At 58.9% G+C, this 16,193-nt stretch carries 12 protein-coding genes and 3 pseudogenes; 11 read left to right on the forward strand and 4 right to left on the reverse strand.

What is annotated here, in order from left to right; genetic code table 11:
- Positions 1–87: 87 nt before the first annotated feature.
- Positions 88–481, reverse strand: a pseudogene (locus tag NKI73_RS15535) (hypothetical protein); the annotation flags it as partial.
- 308 nt (positions 482–789) lie between these two features.
- Between NKI73_RS15535 and ectA the strand changes: the two are divergent.
- The 4 genes from ectA to thpD all read left to right on the forward strand — a co-directional run bounded on the left by ectA (position 790) and on the right by thpD (position 4,476).
- Positions 790–1,383, forward strand: a complete 594-nt coding sequence (gene ectA, locus NKI73_RS15540; protein WP_352631112.1) for a diaminobutyrate acetyltransferase — start codon at positions 790–792, stop codon at positions 1,381–1,383.
- Positions 1,380–2,702, forward strand: coding sequence for a diaminobutyrate--2-oxoglutarate transaminase (ectB, locus tag NKI73_RS15545; protein ID WP_352631114.1), 1,323 nt, complete (start codon positions 1,380–1,382; stop codon positions 2,700–2,702). The genes ectA and ectB overlap by 4 nt, the downstream gene beginning before the upstream one ends.
- Positions 2,699–3,091 carry an ectoine synthase gene (locus NKI73_RS15550; protein ID WP_352631116.1) on the forward strand — a complete coding sequence of 131 codons (393 nt, stop codon included), beginning with the start codon at positions 2,699–2,701 and terminating at the stop codon, positions 3,089–3,091. The genes ectB and NKI73_RS15550 overlap by 4 nt, the downstream gene beginning before the upstream one ends.
- Before the next feature lie 449 nt (positions 3,092–3,540).
- Complete coding sequence (gene thpD, locus NKI73_RS15555) at positions 3,541–4,476, forward strand: ectoine hydroxylase (RefSeq protein ID WP_352631118.1); 936 nt, start codon at positions 3,541–3,543, stop codon at positions 4,474–4,476.
- A gap of 533 nt (positions 4,477–5,009) precedes the next feature.
- Here thpD and NKI73_RS15560 read toward each other — a convergent pair.
- Positions 5,010–6,087, reverse strand: a pseudogene (locus NKI73_RS15560) (IS5 family transposase).
- A 60-nt stretch (positions 6,088–6,147) separates the two neighbouring features.
- On the reverse strand, positions 6,148–7,530 hold the full coding sequence (gene ehuR / locus NKI73_RS15565) for a MocR-like ectoine utilization transcription factor EhuR (protein WP_352631120.1): 1,383 nt from the start codon (positions 7,528–7,530) through the stop codon (positions 6,148–6,150).
- Between the two features lie 675 nt (positions 7,531–8,205).
- Here ehuR and NKI73_RS15570 point away from each other — a divergent pair.
- Positions 8,206–9,288 carry an alcohol dehydrogenase family protein gene (locus tag NKI73_RS15570; protein WP_352631180.1) on the forward strand — a complete coding sequence of 361 codons (1,083 nt, stop codon included), beginning with the start codon at positions 8,206–8,208 and terminating at the stop codon, positions 9,286–9,288.
- 244 nt (positions 9,289–9,532) lie between these two features.
- On the opposite strand, the pseudogene istA reads toward NKI73_RS15570, so the two are convergent.
- Positions 9,533–10,490: pseudogene (gene istA / locus NKI73_RS15575) on the reverse strand (IS21 family transposase); the annotation flags it as partial.
- A gap of 714 nt (positions 10,491–11,204) precedes the next feature.
- Between istA and NKI73_RS15580 the strand changes: the two are divergent.
- The 6 genes from NKI73_RS15580 (at position 11,205) to eutA (ending at position 16,123) form a co-directional block, all read left to right on the forward strand.
- Entirely contained in the window at positions 11,205–11,933 is a 729-nt protein-coding gene (locus tag NKI73_RS15580) for a maleate cis-trans isomerase family protein (RefSeq protein WP_352631122.1), read from the forward strand.
- Between the two features lie 203 nt (positions 11,934–12,136).
- Entirely contained in the window at positions 12,137–12,910 is a 774-nt protein-coding gene (gene ehuA, locus NKI73_RS15585) for an ectoine/hydroxyectoine ABC transporter ATP-binding protein EhuA (RefSeq protein WP_352631124.1), read from the forward strand.
- Between the two features lie 100 nt (positions 12,911–13,010).
- Positions 13,011–13,865 carry an ectoine/hydroxyectoine ABC transporter substrate-binding protein EhuB gene (gene ehuB, locus NKI73_RS15590; protein ID WP_352631125.1) on the forward strand — a complete coding sequence of 285 codons (855 nt, stop codon included), beginning with the start codon at positions 13,011–13,013 and terminating at the stop codon, positions 13,863–13,865.
- Between the two features lie 157 nt (positions 13,866–14,022).
- Entirely contained in the window at positions 14,023–14,682 is a 660-nt protein-coding gene (gene ehuC, locus NKI73_RS15595) for an ectoine/hydroxyectoine ABC transporter permease subunit EhuC (RefSeq protein ID WP_352631127.1), read from the forward strand.
- Positions 14,682–15,341 (forward strand): ectoine/hydroxyectoine ABC transporter permease subunit EhuD, encoded by a 660-nt coding sequence (gene ehuD / locus NKI73_RS15600; protein ID WP_352631130.1) that lies wholly within the window; start codon positions 14,682–14,684, stop codon positions 15,339–15,341. The genes ehuC and ehuD overlap by 1 nt, the downstream gene beginning before the upstream one ends.
- 5 nt (positions 15,342–15,346) lie before the next feature.
- Positions 15,347–16,123 (forward strand): ectoine utilization protein EutA, encoded by a 777-nt coding sequence (eutA, locus tag NKI73_RS15605; protein WP_352631182.1) that lies wholly within the window; start codon positions 15,347–15,349, stop codon positions 16,121–16,123.
- The last annotated feature ends 70 nt before the right edge of the window (positions 16,124–16,193 follow it).

Here is a 16,193-nt window from a genome sequence, read left to right on the forward strand (position 1 = left end):
AAGCTGGTGGATCTCAACAAGCGTCGGGTGCGAGCGGGAATGATAGGTGCCGCCGATCAAGACGAGATCCGAAGGCGAGCATTGGCGATAGTGGTCGAGCCGGTCCTGCAGCTGATCGTTGAGATTGCGGAGGAGCGGGCAAGGAAGAAGTCCTCTCGGATATGGCGAAAAGGTCGCTCGACCTTTCCTTTGGTTTTGGCGCGATTGCGCAGCTTCTGCAGGTCCTGGTGCATGACTGCGTATCCCCGCGCTCGTGGGTGAACTCGACGGCGAACCGCGAAGTCGACCTGCGCATCATATCCGGCCGGCGTCTCGAACCGCACCTCGAAGGGGCGACCTGATCCTCCGGCGGGATGGCGACGACGAAGCGCTTCACGGCGGCATAGGCTCCTTCATAACCGCGTTCCCGAATCTCGCGCCTCAAGCGAACGGCGGTGAGATCGGGATAGGCGGCGACGCGTTCACGCAGATAGTCGACAAAGGGCGCAATCTTGTGGTCGGAGCGGCGGGCCTCCTCCGTCGTCAACGCCGATCGCAAGATGATCCGCTACCAATCCCGTCGTTGCCCGTCGCCATTTCCGATAAAATGCCGGGTAACCGACACCTACCGTGGTCTCTGTCGAATCCGCGACACACTGTTTTCTGCCTAGGTGCCTGCTGCATTCCGGGTCAAGTCATTGAACGTAACTCAGAAAGGAATTTCTAAGCCTACCTCGACGCAACTGGCCCCACTCTTGCTTATAGGAAACGCGACGCGGGGCGGCACTGATGTTCGCCCGGAGGATACGAATGGTCAGTGATAGCCAGAGGTTCCCGTTGCCTCCCACCATCCAGTTGTCAGGAGTGACATTCCGAGAGCCCACGGAATTTTATGCAGCCGACGTATGGGAACTCATCGCGAACTGCCCGCCCCTGGATCGCAACTCGCTTTACTGCGAGCTCCTGCTCTGCACTGATTTCGCCGACACCTGTGTGCTCGCGGAGCGAGCTGGTGAGGTGGTCGGCTGGTTGGCGACTTATCGGCGGCCGAGCGAACCATCAACGCTCTTCATTTGGCAGATTGCCGTGCATCCTGAGGCACGCACTATAGGGGTCGGCAAAGGGTTGATCATCTCAGCCCTGAACAGGCGATCTTGCGACGGCGTGACCCACATCAACGCCACGGTGACTCTCAGCAACACGACGTCCAAGTTGCTCTTCGCAGGTGTGGCTCGGAATCTGCGCGCGCCAATCCGGCAGACTCTGCGCTTCGACCGCGATATCCATTTTAAGGGACAGCGTGAGAGCGAGTACACGATAGCCATTGGCCCCATCGTACGCTCCAGCACTGCGGGCATGCTCGCCGAGCCCCTAAGCCATACGCGAATAAGGAGGCAACCGTGACTGACCGAAGTGCGCCGTACGGCGGGGATGAATTCGCGACGTTCAACCATCTTGAGTCCGAAGTTCGCAGCTACGCCCGCAGCTTTCCCGTCGTTTTCGCGAGGGCGCAAGGGGCTCAGCTGTTTGCGCGAGATGGGACGGCCTATCTCGACTTTCTCATGGGCTGCTCAAGTCTAAACTATGGGCACAACCCCCCCGAGCTGAAGTCCGCGCTCGCAGACTACATAGCGAGTGACGGCATCACCCATGGCCTCGATCTGTATAACGAAGCCAAGGAGTCTTTTCTGCGAGGATTCCACGAGACGATCCTTAGGCCGCGACAACTAGACTACGTCGTACAGTTTCCGGGACCGACCGGCGCCAACGCGGTCGAGGCTGCCCTCAAGCTAGCACGCAAGATCACTGGGCGCTCCAACATCATAGCTTTCACCAATGGCTTTCATGGCGTGAGCCTCGGCGCTCTATCCTGCACCGGCAGCAGATACCACCGCGCAGCCGCCGGCCAGCTGCTCGGCGGCGTCACGCGGTTACCGTATGACGGCTATCTTGGATCCAGTGTAGACACCGCCGACTATCTTGATCACCTGCTTTCGGATGCCTCCAGCGGTGTGGACGCGCCGGCTGCGGTGATTGTCGAGACAGTTCAGGGCGAAGGCGGCCTGAATGTCGCAGGCACGGAGTGGCTGCGCAAGGTGGCGGTCATTGCGCGCAGGCACGGAGCTCTGCTGATCGTAGACGACATTCAGGCGGGAGTTGGCCGGACCGATGCGTTCTTCAGCTTCGAAGCGGCCGGTCTACGCCCGGACATCGTCACAATGGCCAAATCGATATCGGGCTATGGCCTGCCTATGGCCCTCGTTCTAATAGATCGACAACTCGACAAATGGGAGCCCGGAGAGCACAACGGCACATTCCGCGGCAATTGCCATGCTTTCGTCACGGCCCGGGCAGCCCTGGAGCACTTCTGGCGCACCGACAGCTTGGCAGCATCCGTCAGGGAGAAAGGCAATCTGCTGAAGAGTCGCCTTGATCATATCGCGCAGAAGTACGACCCAGATCGAGCGTCAGCCAAAGGTCGTGGTATGATGCGGGGCATCGATTTGAAGTCTGGCCAAGTTGCCGGTCAGGTCATCAGCACCGCGTTTCAGAATGGTCTTCTTCTTGAGGCCGCTGGTCCCAAAGACGAGATTGTAAAGTGTCTGCCACCTCTCGTCATCGCCGAGGATCAGCTTAGCCAGGGCCTCGACGTCCTCGAGGACGCTATCGCTAGCGTGATCGGCAGCACAAGGGCATGTGGCAGCGTAAGAGGTAAATCGTGATTGTCAGGAATTTCAATGAGGAGAAAAAGACAGCCAGGCGGGTCCAGACGACTAGCTGGGAAAGCGTGCGGTTGCTCCTCAAGAACGATGGAATGGGCTTCTCCTTCCATATCACTAAGATCCATCCAGGTGCCCGGCTCAAGATGCACTATCGGAACCATCTTGAGGCGGTCTACTGCATCTCTGGAACGGGTTCTATCGAGGATCCGCAGGCAGATGCGGTCCATGTCGTTCGACCGGGCATCATTTACGCGCTCGACAAGCATGATGCTCACATGCTGTGTGCCGAGACCGAATTGGTGTTGGCCTGCGTCTTCGTCCCTCCCTTGGCCGGCAGCGAGGTGCACGATGAGACCGGCGCGTATCCTGTCGACTCTGAGGCGATCTGATGTCGCCACAGAGAAGGCCAGCGAGCGCCTACATCGAGAATATTAGGCCCTCCGCCTCTCCCCACCGCGACCGCGCCTCCAACGGCCCACGCTCCGCTTACTTGCTGCAAAGCGCCATGCTTGGCGCTTGGGGCCATCTGCGGATTTCAATTACGACATTCCGCGCTTACTCTGCGCCAATCCAATGTTCGAAACCCGACATCCTGACGCGCAAGTGTTCCGCCCTCGCGGCGCAAAACGCACGGTTTTCTCGCCTTGTCCCAAATCTCTTCAGGGTACGCCGTTTGCATGACCCACTGTGAAGGCACGTGGGGACCATACGGTCCAGCGATCAACCAAGTCCGAGCCAATAGCGGTAAAAATGCGAGGAGTAGCTTACGGGTCGCAGGACTTGCAGCCTTCAGCCTCAGCAATGCGACTGTAACCCAACATAAGAAGAGGAGAAAAAGATGGTTGCAATCACCGATACGGTTAAACGAAGACAGGACCCCTATCCGAGCCGGCTGCCGGAAGAGCGCTGGCTGCCCCGTCAGGACAAGACAGTGTGGAGCCAGTGGTGCCCCGACGCGCCGCTAACGGCGCAGGAGACCGACCACTTCGACCGCGACGGTTTCATTGTATTGAGGGATCTCTTCTTGGAAGATGAAGTTAAGGAGCTGATGCAAGAATCGGCCGCGTTGCGTGGTGGTAAGCGCGAGCTGGAAGAGGGCTGTATCATCACCGAGCCGGACTCAGACGAAGTTCGTACCATCTTCAAGCTGCCGGAGCAGAGTCCCCTATTTAACCGGCTGGCAAGCGACCGCCGTGTGGCGGGCATCGCCAGCTATCTCCTTGGCGCCGATGTCTATATCCACCAGTCGCGGCTGAACTATAAGGCGGGATTCACAGGCAAGGAGTTCTACTGGCACTCCGATTTCGAGACTTGGCATGCTGAGGACGGTATGCCGCGCATGCGCGCCGTCTCCGCATCGCTGCTCCTGACGGATAATGATGCGCTGAACGGCCCCTTGATGTTGATGCCAGGCTCGCACCAGCACTTCATCGGCTGCGCCGGCGAGACGCCTGAGAACAACTACAAATCCTCACTCAAGAAGCAGGAAGTGGGCACGCCCTCACACGAGGCGCTGACTAAGCTCGCCAATAAGCACGGCATCCACGTCGCCACCGGCAAGGCTGGCACGCTGGTTTTGTTCGACTGCAATACGATGCACGGCTCGAACGGCAACATCACGCCGTTCGCCCGTTCGAATGCGTTCTTCGTGTTCAACGCCGTGTCGAACCGGCTCGAAGACCCGTTCGACGCAAAGAAGCCACGCCCCGAATTCCTCGGCTTTCGAGGCGAGCCGAAGCCGATCGAGATAGCATCGGGGAAGCTGAGCATTTGAGAAGGGAACGCCGCTCCACACGAATTCAAGAGGCGCGCGCTGTAGGAAACCGCAGTGCGTTCGCGCGGGGCGCGCCGGCTATATGGTCAAGCAAGAGCGGGGCGGGCAGCTAGGTCGTGGTGGAGGCGACCGGCAACGCCATGTCTGGGTGCGGGTGCCTTCGCCTTTCGTCGGTCGGGTGGTTGTCGCATACGCCTCCGGCGAAGCTTCACCGGATGCGTACGTTGTCGCCAATCCGATGCAGGTGAAGGCGATTGCCCAGCCTGGCATGACCGTCAGATTGCGGCTGCAGACGGCTGTATCCGGGGCAGCAGGAAAAGGAATTGGGCCAAGTAAGCGGCTGCCAGCCGCTCGAGATTCGTGCGTATTCCAATGATTCCGGACAGCGTCTGGGACAATGAAGCCATGGAGAGCTGGACGCTTCGATCAACGTCGTACTGGAAGCCAGACGGGTGGATTTCGGCGCGCAAGGGTGTTCAAGCGGCGGCAATTTCTCGGCTTGCGCCGCGGCCTTTGGCCCTTTCGGGGGTAGTTCATGCGGCAGCGATGCGCTCCAGGTAGATCAGGCGCTTTATGTTGTATGTGAGATTGGCCATGCCGATCTTCGTCGTGGCCCTTGCGATGCCGATGGTTCGGATGAACAGCCCCATACGGCTCTTCTGCTCGGCGAAGACATGCTCGACGCGCGAGCGGACCTTCGACTTCATGTTGTTGGCGCGCCGGGTGGTTTCGGGCATCAGCCTGTCTTGGGCTTCTTGCGGTGAACCCGGCTGACGAAGCCTTGCTTCTCCATGAATATCTCGTTGGCCGCCGATCTGTAGCCGGTGTCGGCCCATACGCTCTTCGAGGTGTTGGTCTTGTCGAGCAGGCCTTCGCGCAGCCTGGCTCCTTCATAGGCGGCCGCATCCGTTGCCAGCCATTTGCGGATCAACCCATGCTCGCGGTCGATGGAGATATGGTTCTGGTAGCCGAAAGCGGGAATGGCGATGTCGACTGGCGGCATCGTACCGTTCGCCTGTGGCTTGGCCTTGGTGAACTTGACCGTCCAGCGTGCATCGCGATCTTTCTGCCGCAGTTTCGCGGGTTTGTCCTTCCAATCTTGTGGAACGCGGCCGGCCTTGATGTCGTCCTTTTCCTCTTTGGTATTCCTCTGCTTCGGCGCGGCGACGAGACTGGAATCCACGATCTGGCCCGACATGGCGATGTAGCCGGCGTCGCGCAGCATCGCATCGAAGCGTTCGAACAAGGCCTTGATCGCGTCGGTCTTCGTCAGTTTTTCGCGAAACAGCCAGATCGTGCGTGCATCGGGAACCCTGTCGGCAGCCCGAGGCCCAGGAACCGCATGAAGGACAGCCGGTCGTTGATCAGGAACTCGGTGCGCTCGTCCGAAAGGTTGTTCGCCGTCTGGATCACCAACACCTTCAGCATCATCACCGCATCCTAGGGCGGTCGGCCGCCGCGCGGTCCGCTCGTATAGGCAAGCGCCTTTTCCAGTTCCGGCCGGAATGTCTCAAAATCCACCACCCGCCCATAGGCCTCGAGCTGATCGCCAAGGTCGCTCAGCCGCCGAAGCCGGTCATCAACATCGAAGAACCCCACTGCAGCCCCCATCGAAATCACCCATCGCCATGAACAGCCGAATGGAATCACAATCCAGGAGAAACTCAGTAACTAGCGCCAGAGCGGCGGCTCAGGCGGGGCAGCCAGCACGCTTGCTATCGCCTCCAGGCCCGCAGATAAAGCTTCCTCCGAAACCGACCCCAATGAAATCCGGATTGCGGGATAGAGAGGGTTTTCTCCTGCGAGAAACGAACTTGCAGCCGCAATTGCCACGCCGAGGGATCGAGTATGGGCAACGAAACCAGCTTCATTGTAACCTTCTGGCAAGGGCATCCAGACATGCAAGCCCTCGGGATGTGTGGAATGCGGATAGCCGCCCAGCTTTTCTTTAAAAATGCGGTGTCGTGACGCCAATGCCTCGCGCTGCCATTGGACAAGCTCGATGGCGATTCCATCCTGCACCCAATTCGTCGCCAATTCTTCCATGAGCGGCGTTGCCATCCAACTCGTGACGAGATGCCGGTTAGTAGCCGTTGCAATATACTTCGGGGGCATTACTAGATATCCGATCCGCAGGCCCGGCATTACAATTTTTGTGAAACTGGTGACATAGAAGGTGCGTTCCGGCGAGAATGAGTACAATGGTGGTGGACCACCAGTGATCAGTGGGCCAAGCGCATCGTTTTCGACAATCAGAAGATCGTGTTTCTCGGCAATTGCGGCGATATGACGCCTTCGTTCTTCAGGCAGAATGGTCACAGTCGGATTTATTACAGTGGGCTGAATGAAAAGCGCGCGAATATTGTTCTCGGCACAGCTACGATCCAATGCCTCTGGGATGAGCCCTTGCTCATCTATTTCCACCCCAATCAAGCGAACACCCATGTAGGAGGCGAGCGGCTTCAAAGAGTGGTGTCCCAGAACCTCAGTGGCAACCGATGAGCCGGGCGGCGCCACTGTCATCAACGCCACCGCCAAGGCCGGCGTTGCCCCATTTGTTATGCAGACATTATAAGGTGACGTCTCAACCCTGCATTCACACAGCCACTGTAATGCGGCCGCGCGATGATGAGATGCCGCACTTTCAGGACGAAAGGTATTTACGATTCTATGCGGCAGTGAGGATGAGAGCCGCGCAAGCGCACCGCTCATTCGCTGCACATGAACACTTTCACAAACAGGCTTGAGTATGGAAAGATCGATAAGTTCCGGAATGCGCTGCAGCGAGAATGGAGGACCTCGATCCGTCTTCGGCCCTTTGACGAAAGTTCCGCGCCCTGCTTTGCCCGACAAAAGGTCACGACGTGACAGTTCCTCATAGGCACGGCTTACCGTCTGGACTGAAATATCCAGATCTCTCGCCAAGTGGCGTTGCGGTAGCAGACGGGTTCCATCCGGCAGACGGCCATCTTGGATCGCTTCAGCAATTTGATCGGCAATTGACTTATAAACTGGCGGGCTCAGGGAGCGCCGATCTGGCTTCCAAATGTTCATCTCATTCCCAGTGCCAAGCTTGTACCGTTTCGATTTTGACGCTCAGCGGAGGCTATTGACTCTAGCGATATCGCATAACGAGTTGAAGGTCTATGGTGCAATGTACCCCTGTGCACGACGAGGCCGCATTAGTTATGATACAAATTCCTGTTTTGCTAAAACGGTCTTGACTACCAAGGCCCCGTGCAGCCAGACAAATCAGGAGGCGATCCTTGTTGAAAGGCGTTTTGCGGGATCGTTCGCGGCGATTGCTGAAGCATATCCGCACCGGCCAAAGCCAGTTTTCCATCGAGCAGGATGATCGACGGATCAGGTGAGGCATCAGCTCAATGCACGGCTTCAAGGCGAAGGCGACCGCCGAAATTATCCTGTCGGGCGGCAGTATACCTAGATCCCAACCCTTTAATTGCCGAGTAGTTCGCCATCCTGCATAGAACGCCGACGCGACGCCTGCCATCCTTTGTCCCGTTTTCGATCTTTGCGACAGAACCGGATTCCCTTCGGGCCATGCCCCTTTTGGTATACGTCGAAAAGGGAGGTCAATCTTGATATGATACAATGCCGCCAATTGACATGGTGATGGTATGGATCAATAATAGGTGCGCGAGAACCGAACACGCATTCCGCTTGATGGAGCAGCGCTCGCGACAGAAGGCGCATAGAAAGGGCGGGAAGATGATCCCAGAAACAATGAAGGCGGTCGTGCTGACGGGGCATGGTGGAAGTGAGGTCCTCGTCTACCGTGATTATCCCGTCCCCGCTTGCGGAGGCGACGAGGTACTCATCGATGTGACCGCCTGTGGATTGAACAACACGGACGTTTGGGTCCGCCAGGGTGCTTACGGAACAGACGATGATCCAAGTGCCATTTCAACATGGCGGCGCGGGCGGTCTACCCTTTCGTTCCCGCGGGTTCAGGGGGCCGACATCGTTGGGCGCATCGTAGCCGTTGGCGATGCTATTAACCAAAGCCGAGTGGGTGAGCGGGTTATCGTCGATGCCTCGATCTATAATCGAGACGACGACAGCCTAGCCGACATCGACTATATTGGTCATGGTCGGGATGGAGGCTATGCAGAGTATGTTTCTATTCCCGCGGCCAACGCACATCCAATAGAAACCCTACACTCGGATGCAGAGTTAGCTACATTCTGGTGCGCATATCATACTGGCGAGCAGATGTTGGAGCGTGCTGATGTCCGTAATGGCGAAGTGGTCTTAATCACCGGGGCATCAGGGGGGGTCGGATCGGGACTAATCCAGCTTTGTCGTGCGAGGGGGGCCATTCCCTATGCCGTTGTCAGTAGGGGCAAAGAACGGGCCGTGAAGAGCATAGGAGCAGAGGGCGTAGTCTTTCGGGACACCGATCGCTTTGCTGAAGACGTATGTAGTGTGACGCACGGCAGAGCTATAGACGTGGTTGCGGATCTCGTGGGCGGCGCCCTGTTCCCTAAACTACTGAACGTCCTTCGACCTGAGGGACGGTATACGACGGCGGGAGCCATTTCTGGACCAGTTGTCCAACTGGATCTGCGCACGATGTACCTGAAGCATTTGCAACTAAATGGCTCGTCGCAGGGCACGAGAGCTGCGTTCGCACGCGTGCTGGATTACGTTCGCGCCGGCAAAATTAAGCCTGTCCTGGCTGCCACCTTCCCGCTGTCTCAGTTCAATCGCGCTCAAGAACACTTTATGGCCAAGTCTTTCGTAGGCAACATTGTCGTTGTTCCAGACAGGCACTATGTCGCGCCGCGCTAGCCGCTTTGTCAGTGCGCCCAGATGGCGGAATCACTGGTGGAGGAAGGTTCCACCCAGATCGTTGTGTCGATAGGTCTGGTGGCCTGTCGAGCGACACGACAGACACGAGGAATTGACCCCTTTGGCGGCACTTTCAGGCGCCGGTCCGGCGTTTTTCGCGGAGACGGTAGCTCACCGCCTAATGGTGAAGCAGGCGATGCAGGATCGCGGTGGCCACGTTCCCCCATTCGCCCACCAAACGATTGGCGCGCACCGGCCCTTCGAAGGCGGCAACGCCGACAAAATGCATTCGGTCCACGATGCGCTGTCGTCGCCCTCCGCACAGGGCATGGTCGGCCACTACCTGGCCGGCATGACGGATGATCACGCGGCCTGCCAGCACCACGACCTGGACACTTTCGCCGATCAGGCGCCAAGGGACCGAGTAGCTGTGTACCCTACGACGAAGGCTTCGTCGTAGGCATGCGTAGCTGTTCGTAGCCGGGTCGATTGCACGATTGCACAGTCGGCCCGGACCTTGCGGACCAGATCCCGCACCTGTCCGAACGGCGCGCGTCCGGCCAGCGGGCGAGGCGCACGAGCTTCAGCGGCAAAGCATTCCACCGGCGCGACGCCGGTCGTGCCGTGTTCGCGCTGGTCGGCGACCTCGCGCGTCCACCGGTCCAGATGCGCCTCGAACGCCGCCCAGCTCTCAAACCGGCGCCCGGCGATCGCGTTCTTCTTGACATAGCCGACTCCGCGTTCGTCCGATAGGGAGCACAGGCCTGTGGCTTGAAGCCCCAGTACCGGGCGAAGGCATGCAGCCGCGCGTTAAAACTCACCTCGCGCGTCACCGCGTCACGGTGCTCGACAAGAGCCTTCGCATTATCGATCAGGACTTCCCGCCGGAACGCCCCCGAACCGCAGGAGTGCGCCCTCCAGCCCTTCGAACCAGTCGGCCTGGCGCTGCCTCTGCGAGGCCCGGATGCGCGAATAGCCACGCGTCCCGACAAACACATGGATCCGCACCCGCTCGCAGCCGATCAAAACACGGGTATCGCCGAAGTCGATCTGCATCTGATGACCGGGCGGCGTCTCGAGCGGACTGTCGCCCGCTTCTGCGCCTTTAGCTCCCGGCGGTGCTGTACCCCACGCTCCACCGAACGCAGGCTGATAACGATCCCGTGTTCGTCCGCCTACTCCTGGCGAATAACGTCCGCATTGCGTCGCCCCAGCGGTTACGCGAACGCGCCGGGTCGAGGAAAACCCGGCTTTTGTTATGATACAAATTTATATCTTGCTTAGATTTTTTTTTGGCATAATCTCCTATTGCACTGTAACAATGAGCCGCCAAGGCCTAGCTTCACAAGAATGGGAGTTCTTTTGATGAGACGACTGAATCAATTGCCCCACGGGAGGCCAGGCTCGTACCAAGTTGGCAATCGTAGGGGGCTGTTGAGCATTTGCCCGACGCATACAAGGTTCTTCGCTCCAATCGGGTATATCCAAGGCAATGTTGATTCGATCTCTGCCTTGAGTGCCGGGTGCGCTGGTGTCTATCTCGCTACGGAATTGACCATTGCAGGTCTCGCCAAGATTTCGAAGGAAGCCAAGGTTGCTCGAGCTACGAGCCGACCCAACGAAAAGCCATAGAAATTTTTGTGCTTTAACCTTTCGTCCAGAAGGCAATCTATTCTACAGCGCATTCAATGGTGCTGCGTGAATTCAATAAGACGAGCGAATACGAGGACATACTCGTGCCGTAACGCCGTACTCAGTTGGATGTTCATGCGGCTTGAACTGGATCGACTGAAATGTTGTGCAACGGCAATGAATACTAGGCGACACTGCAGCTAACAGAGGAATCCCAAAAGTTCGCCGACGCGCCTATCGCCAAGCCATTAGCAAATTCAAGGCCTAGCATGAAGGAGCATTCCATGAACATGAGTGTTCGACGTATTGGCGTTATCTATCCAGAAAATGGCATCTTGGAACAAGAGTTCGAAAAGTTTGCGCCGCAAGAAGTAACGTTACATTTTACACGGTCGAGGTGGCCTGCGTCCGAATGGTTTCGTCCGAATTGGCCAGACCGGATGGCTTCGCTCGCTGACGATCCTGACATTGCCGCTTGCGCGAAACTATTCAACCAAATTGACCCGGCTGTAGTCACCTTTGCTTGTACAAGTGCCAGCTTTGCGGCTGGCGCGGGCGGCGATCTCGCTGTGCTGGAGAACATCAGGCGCGGCACGAACGCCAAAGCATCTAGTACCTCCACGGCCTACCTGGCAGCTTGTTCAGCGCTTGGCATCAAGCGAGTAGCTATAGCTTCGGTATATGTAGAGAGCGTCACGCGTCGCTTCGTAGATTTCCTCTCTGGAGGCGGCGTCGAAACCGTGTCGCATCAAAGCGTGGGCTGGGAGCGCCAGCCTGAGTTGACAGCAGAGGACGTTTTCCGGCTCGCTTCAGAATGTGACCATCCCGATGCACAAGTAATCCTCATCCCTCAAACCAACATTCTGACCTCGGAATTGATCCCCTTGGTCGAAGAAAGACTTGGCAAGCCTGTACTTACCGCCATCCAGGTAACTGTGTGGCACGCGGTGCGATTGGCGGGATCTAGTTGGGATGGCGGAATTGGCCGTGTATGGAAAGAAAACCAAGTGTAGCCACACTCGTGCAATGCAGGGGCGCTGGCGCCGAAACTCGACGGCAGGTATGCATCAAAGGTGTCTCACCGTGCCATTGAGTTTCATCCGTAGTGCCGACTACGATTTTGAAAAAGTTGTCCGCATCTCAAACCCTGATTTCGTGGAGCACGTGTCTGATCCCTTATTCGCAATCTCGTGATGCCTGCGCAAAGCCAGCGCCTATGATCACGATTGACGGCATCTCGAAAAGCTTCGGCGCCTTCAAGGTGCTGGACGGTCTGTCCATGCAGGTCATGCCGGGCGAGAAGCTGGCACTGATCGGACCGTCAGGCTCAGGCAAGACGACGATCCTGCGCATCCTGATGACGCTGGAGAAGATCGATGGCGGTCACATCCAAGTCGATGGCGAGCAACTCTATCACATGGAGCGCAACGGCCAGCTGCTGCATGCCGACGAGCGACATCTCGCCAAGATGCGGCAAAAGATCGGTATGGTCTTCCAGCTGTTCAATCTGTTTCCGCACAAATGCGTCATGGACAATGTGACGCTGGCGCCGATGCTGACCAGGGGCGTCACGCGCGCCGCCGCCGAGAAGCAGGCGATGGAAATGCTCGACATGGTTGGCCTGGCCGACAAAGCCGAAGCAATGCCGGCGCAGCTTTCCGGGGGACAAAAGCAGCGTGTGGCAATCGCCCGTGCGCTCGCTTTGTCGCCCAAGATCATGCTGTTCGACGAGGTCACCTCGGCGCTAGACCCCGAGCTGGTCGAGGAGGTTCTCAACGTCATGCGCAAGCTCGCCGCCGAGACCGACATGACGATGCTTCTGGTCACCCATGAGATGGGCTTCGCCCACGACTTTGCCGACCGCGTGCTCTTCTTCGACCGCGGCCGGATCGTCGAGGAAGGCAAGCCCGATGAGATTTTCCGCCAACCCAAAGAGGAAAGAACGCAAAGCTTCCTGAAGAAGATCATCGCGGCCGGACAACTGCTCTGACCGCTATGCAAGGGCGACGCAGCACATCCCGAGGCGACAAAGCGTCTCGGCGCTGTGCGCCCAATTCGAGCAACCAGAAGAGAACAAGGAGCAGGGAACAATGAACAAACTTGGCATCCTGGCCGGTGTCGCCGGCCTTGCAGTGAGCACGATGCTGCTCGCCTCCGGTGCACGTTCGGCGGACGACGCAAAGCTGGAGCAACTCAAGCAGCAGGGCTTTGCCCGCGTCGCTATCGCAAACGAGCCGCCCTATACGGCGGTGGCCGCCGACGGCAAGGTCTCGGGCGCAGCGCCGGACGTGGCGCGCGAGGTATTCAAGCGCCTCGGCGTCAAGGACATCGTCGCCTCCATCTCGGAGTACGGCGCCATGATCCCAGGTCTGCAGGCCGGGCGCTTTGATGTCGTCACCGCCGGTTTGTTCATGAAGCCGGAGCGTTGCCAATCAGTTGCCTATTCTGAACCCGTGCTTTGCGACGGTGATGCCTTTCTGGTGAGGAAGGGGAATCCAAAGGGTTTAAAGTCGTATGAGAGTATTGCTAAGGACCCCTCCGCCATCGTCGGCGGACCAGGTGGCGGACTTGAGGAAAAGCATGCGTTCAAAGCCGGCGTGCCGCGCGACCGCCTCATCGTCGTGCCTGACGCCCAGAGTGGGCTGAAAATGGTGCAAGACGGACGCATTGACGCCTATGCGCTCCCGATTCTATCCATCAACGACCTGATGAAGAAGGCCAACGACCCTAATCTCGAAGTCGTTGCTCCTGTAGAGGGCAGTTCGATTTCGTGCGATGGCGCTGCCTTCAAGAAGGGTGACGAGGCGTTGCGCGATGCCTTCGACGTCGAGCTCGCCAAGATGAAGAAGTCCGGCGAATTCGCCAAGATCATCGAACCGTATGGCTTCTCCGCCGAGGCAGCGATGTCGACGACGCGCGAGAAGCTCTGCGCCTCGGCGAATTAGGCTCGCTCTGATCTCCCGGAGCGGGGGTCTCCGAACGGGCGGGGTTTCCCGAGCTGCCCTTATTGACCCCCGCCCGTGCGCGCAGCATGACCTCACGCGAAAGGGAGGTCATGCTGGTGTTTCGTCCGCAGATGCTCACTAATTGGACTGATCTCCCATGACAGACTGGTTCGGATATCTTGACTTGATCCTGCAGGGCGCGATGGTTACGGTGCAACTCACCGTGATGGGCGCAGTGGTGGCGCTGGTGATGGCCTTTATCGCCGGGCTGGGGCGGCTATCACGCTTCGGTGCAATACGATGCTGGGCGACGGCCTATATTGAGTTCTTCCGCGGCACGTCGGGCTTCGTACAGCTGTTCTTCGCGTATTTCGTTCTGCCCTTCGCCGGCCTGTCCCTGACACCCTTGCAGGCCGGCGTGCTGGCGCTGGGCTTGAACGTCGGCGCCTACGGCGCTGAAGTGGTGCGCGGCGCCATCCTGTCGATCGGCCGCGAGCAATACGAGGCCTGCACCGCGCTCAATCTCGGCCGCTGGCAAGGCATGCGCCATGTGATCCTGCCGCAGGCGCTGCTCGTCATGCTGCCGGCTTTCGGCAACTACGCGATCGAGCTGCTCAAGGCAACATCTATCGTGTCGCTGATCTCACTGGCCGACCTCACCTTCCAGGCACAGGTGGTGCGCTCGCAGACGGGCAGCACGCTGATGCCGTTCACCGCCATCCTCGTCATCTATTTCGTGCTGGCGCTGATCATCTCCTGGGGTGTGCGCTCGCTGGAACGCCGCATGGCGCGCGGCCTCGACGGAGTGCGTGTCTGATGGACTGGGATTGGAATTTTGTCCGGGATATCATGCCGACGCTGATCCAGGGCGTGAAGATCACCATCCTGGCGACGCTGCTGGGCTCGGCGTTGGCAGCGATCGTCGGCCTGGCCATCGCTCTGGCGCGGCGCTCGCCGAACCGGGCGGTGTCGCGCAGCGTCGGCTGGTTCGCCGAGTTCATCCGCGGCACGCCGCTTCTGGTGCAGCTCTATTTCATCTTCTACGTGCTGCCAGACATCGGCATCCTGCTGCCGCCACTGGTCGCCGGCGTCATCGGGCTTGGGCTGCACTACGGCACCTACACGGCGGAAGTTTATCGCGCCGGCATCGACAATGTGCCGCGTGGCCAGTGGGAGGCCGCCAAGGCGTGCAACCTGAGCGGCCATCACACCTGGACGCATGTCATCCTGCCGCAGGCGATCCCGCCGATGATCCCGGCCCTGGCCAATTATTTCATCGCCATGTTCAAGGAGACGCCCCTCCTTTCGGCAATCACCGTGCTGGAGCTGATGAACCAGGCCAAGAGCGTCGCCAACAGCTATTATCGCTATGTCGAGCCGATGACGCTGGTCGGCGTCTTCTTCCTCGTCATCAGCCTCTGCTCCGTCGTGCTTTTGCGCTGGCTGGAACATCGTTACGGCAGGATCGAAAGATGAAATTCATGAAACCGCTTCCCGAAATCCGGCTCGCATCGAGCCGCCCAGCCCTCGATGCGCGTCCGCTCGAGAAACGCGTCGGCCTGATCGCCCTTGCCACCGACCACACTAGCGAGGTCGACTTCCGCCGCATGGTGGCGAGCAAGCGGATAGGCGTCTATGTCGCGCGCATTCCCTACGCCAACCCAACGACGCCGGAGAACCTGCGTAAGATGCAGCCATCACTCGCGGCAGGCGCCGGACTTATCCTTCCGGGCGAAACCCTCAACGCGATCTGCTATTCCTGCACCTCCGCTTCGGTGGTGATCGGCGATGCCGAGATTGAGGCCGCGATCCAGGCGGCGAAGCCCGGCGTTCCCGTGGTCACGCCGCCGATGGCAGGCGTGCGCGGCCTAAACGCCTTGGGCGTGAAGCGCATCAGCATTCTCACGCCTTATACCGTCGAGACCAGCCGGCCGATGGCCGCCTATTTTGCGGCGCATGGCTTCGATATCGAGAGCTTCACCTGCCTCGGCTTCGAGGACGATCGCGAGATGGCACGCATCAAGCCGTCTTCCCTGGTGGAACTGGCGCGCACGGCCACGCATGCGCAGGCCGACGCGCTGTTCGTCTCCTGCACGGCGCTGCGCGCGGCGCTCGCCGTTCCCGGCATGGAAGAAGTGGTCGGCCGCCCCGTCGTCACCAGCAATCAGGCCAGCGCCTGGAACTGTCTGCGGCTTTGCGGGGACGACATAGCGCGCCCCGAATTCGGCCGGCTGATGACGAAGCGGCTGACTGAGTGAACGAATGTCAGCACGCACATCTGCAGCGCACGATCCCGTGAGCAGAAGTGGGACGGCATTCGACTCCCGC

The organism is Mesorhizobium sp. M0496 (genome assembly GCF_040321205.1).
Taxonomy (GTDB): domain Bacteria; phylum Pseudomonadota; class Alphaproteobacteria; order Rhizobiales; family Rhizobiaceae; genus Mesorhizobium.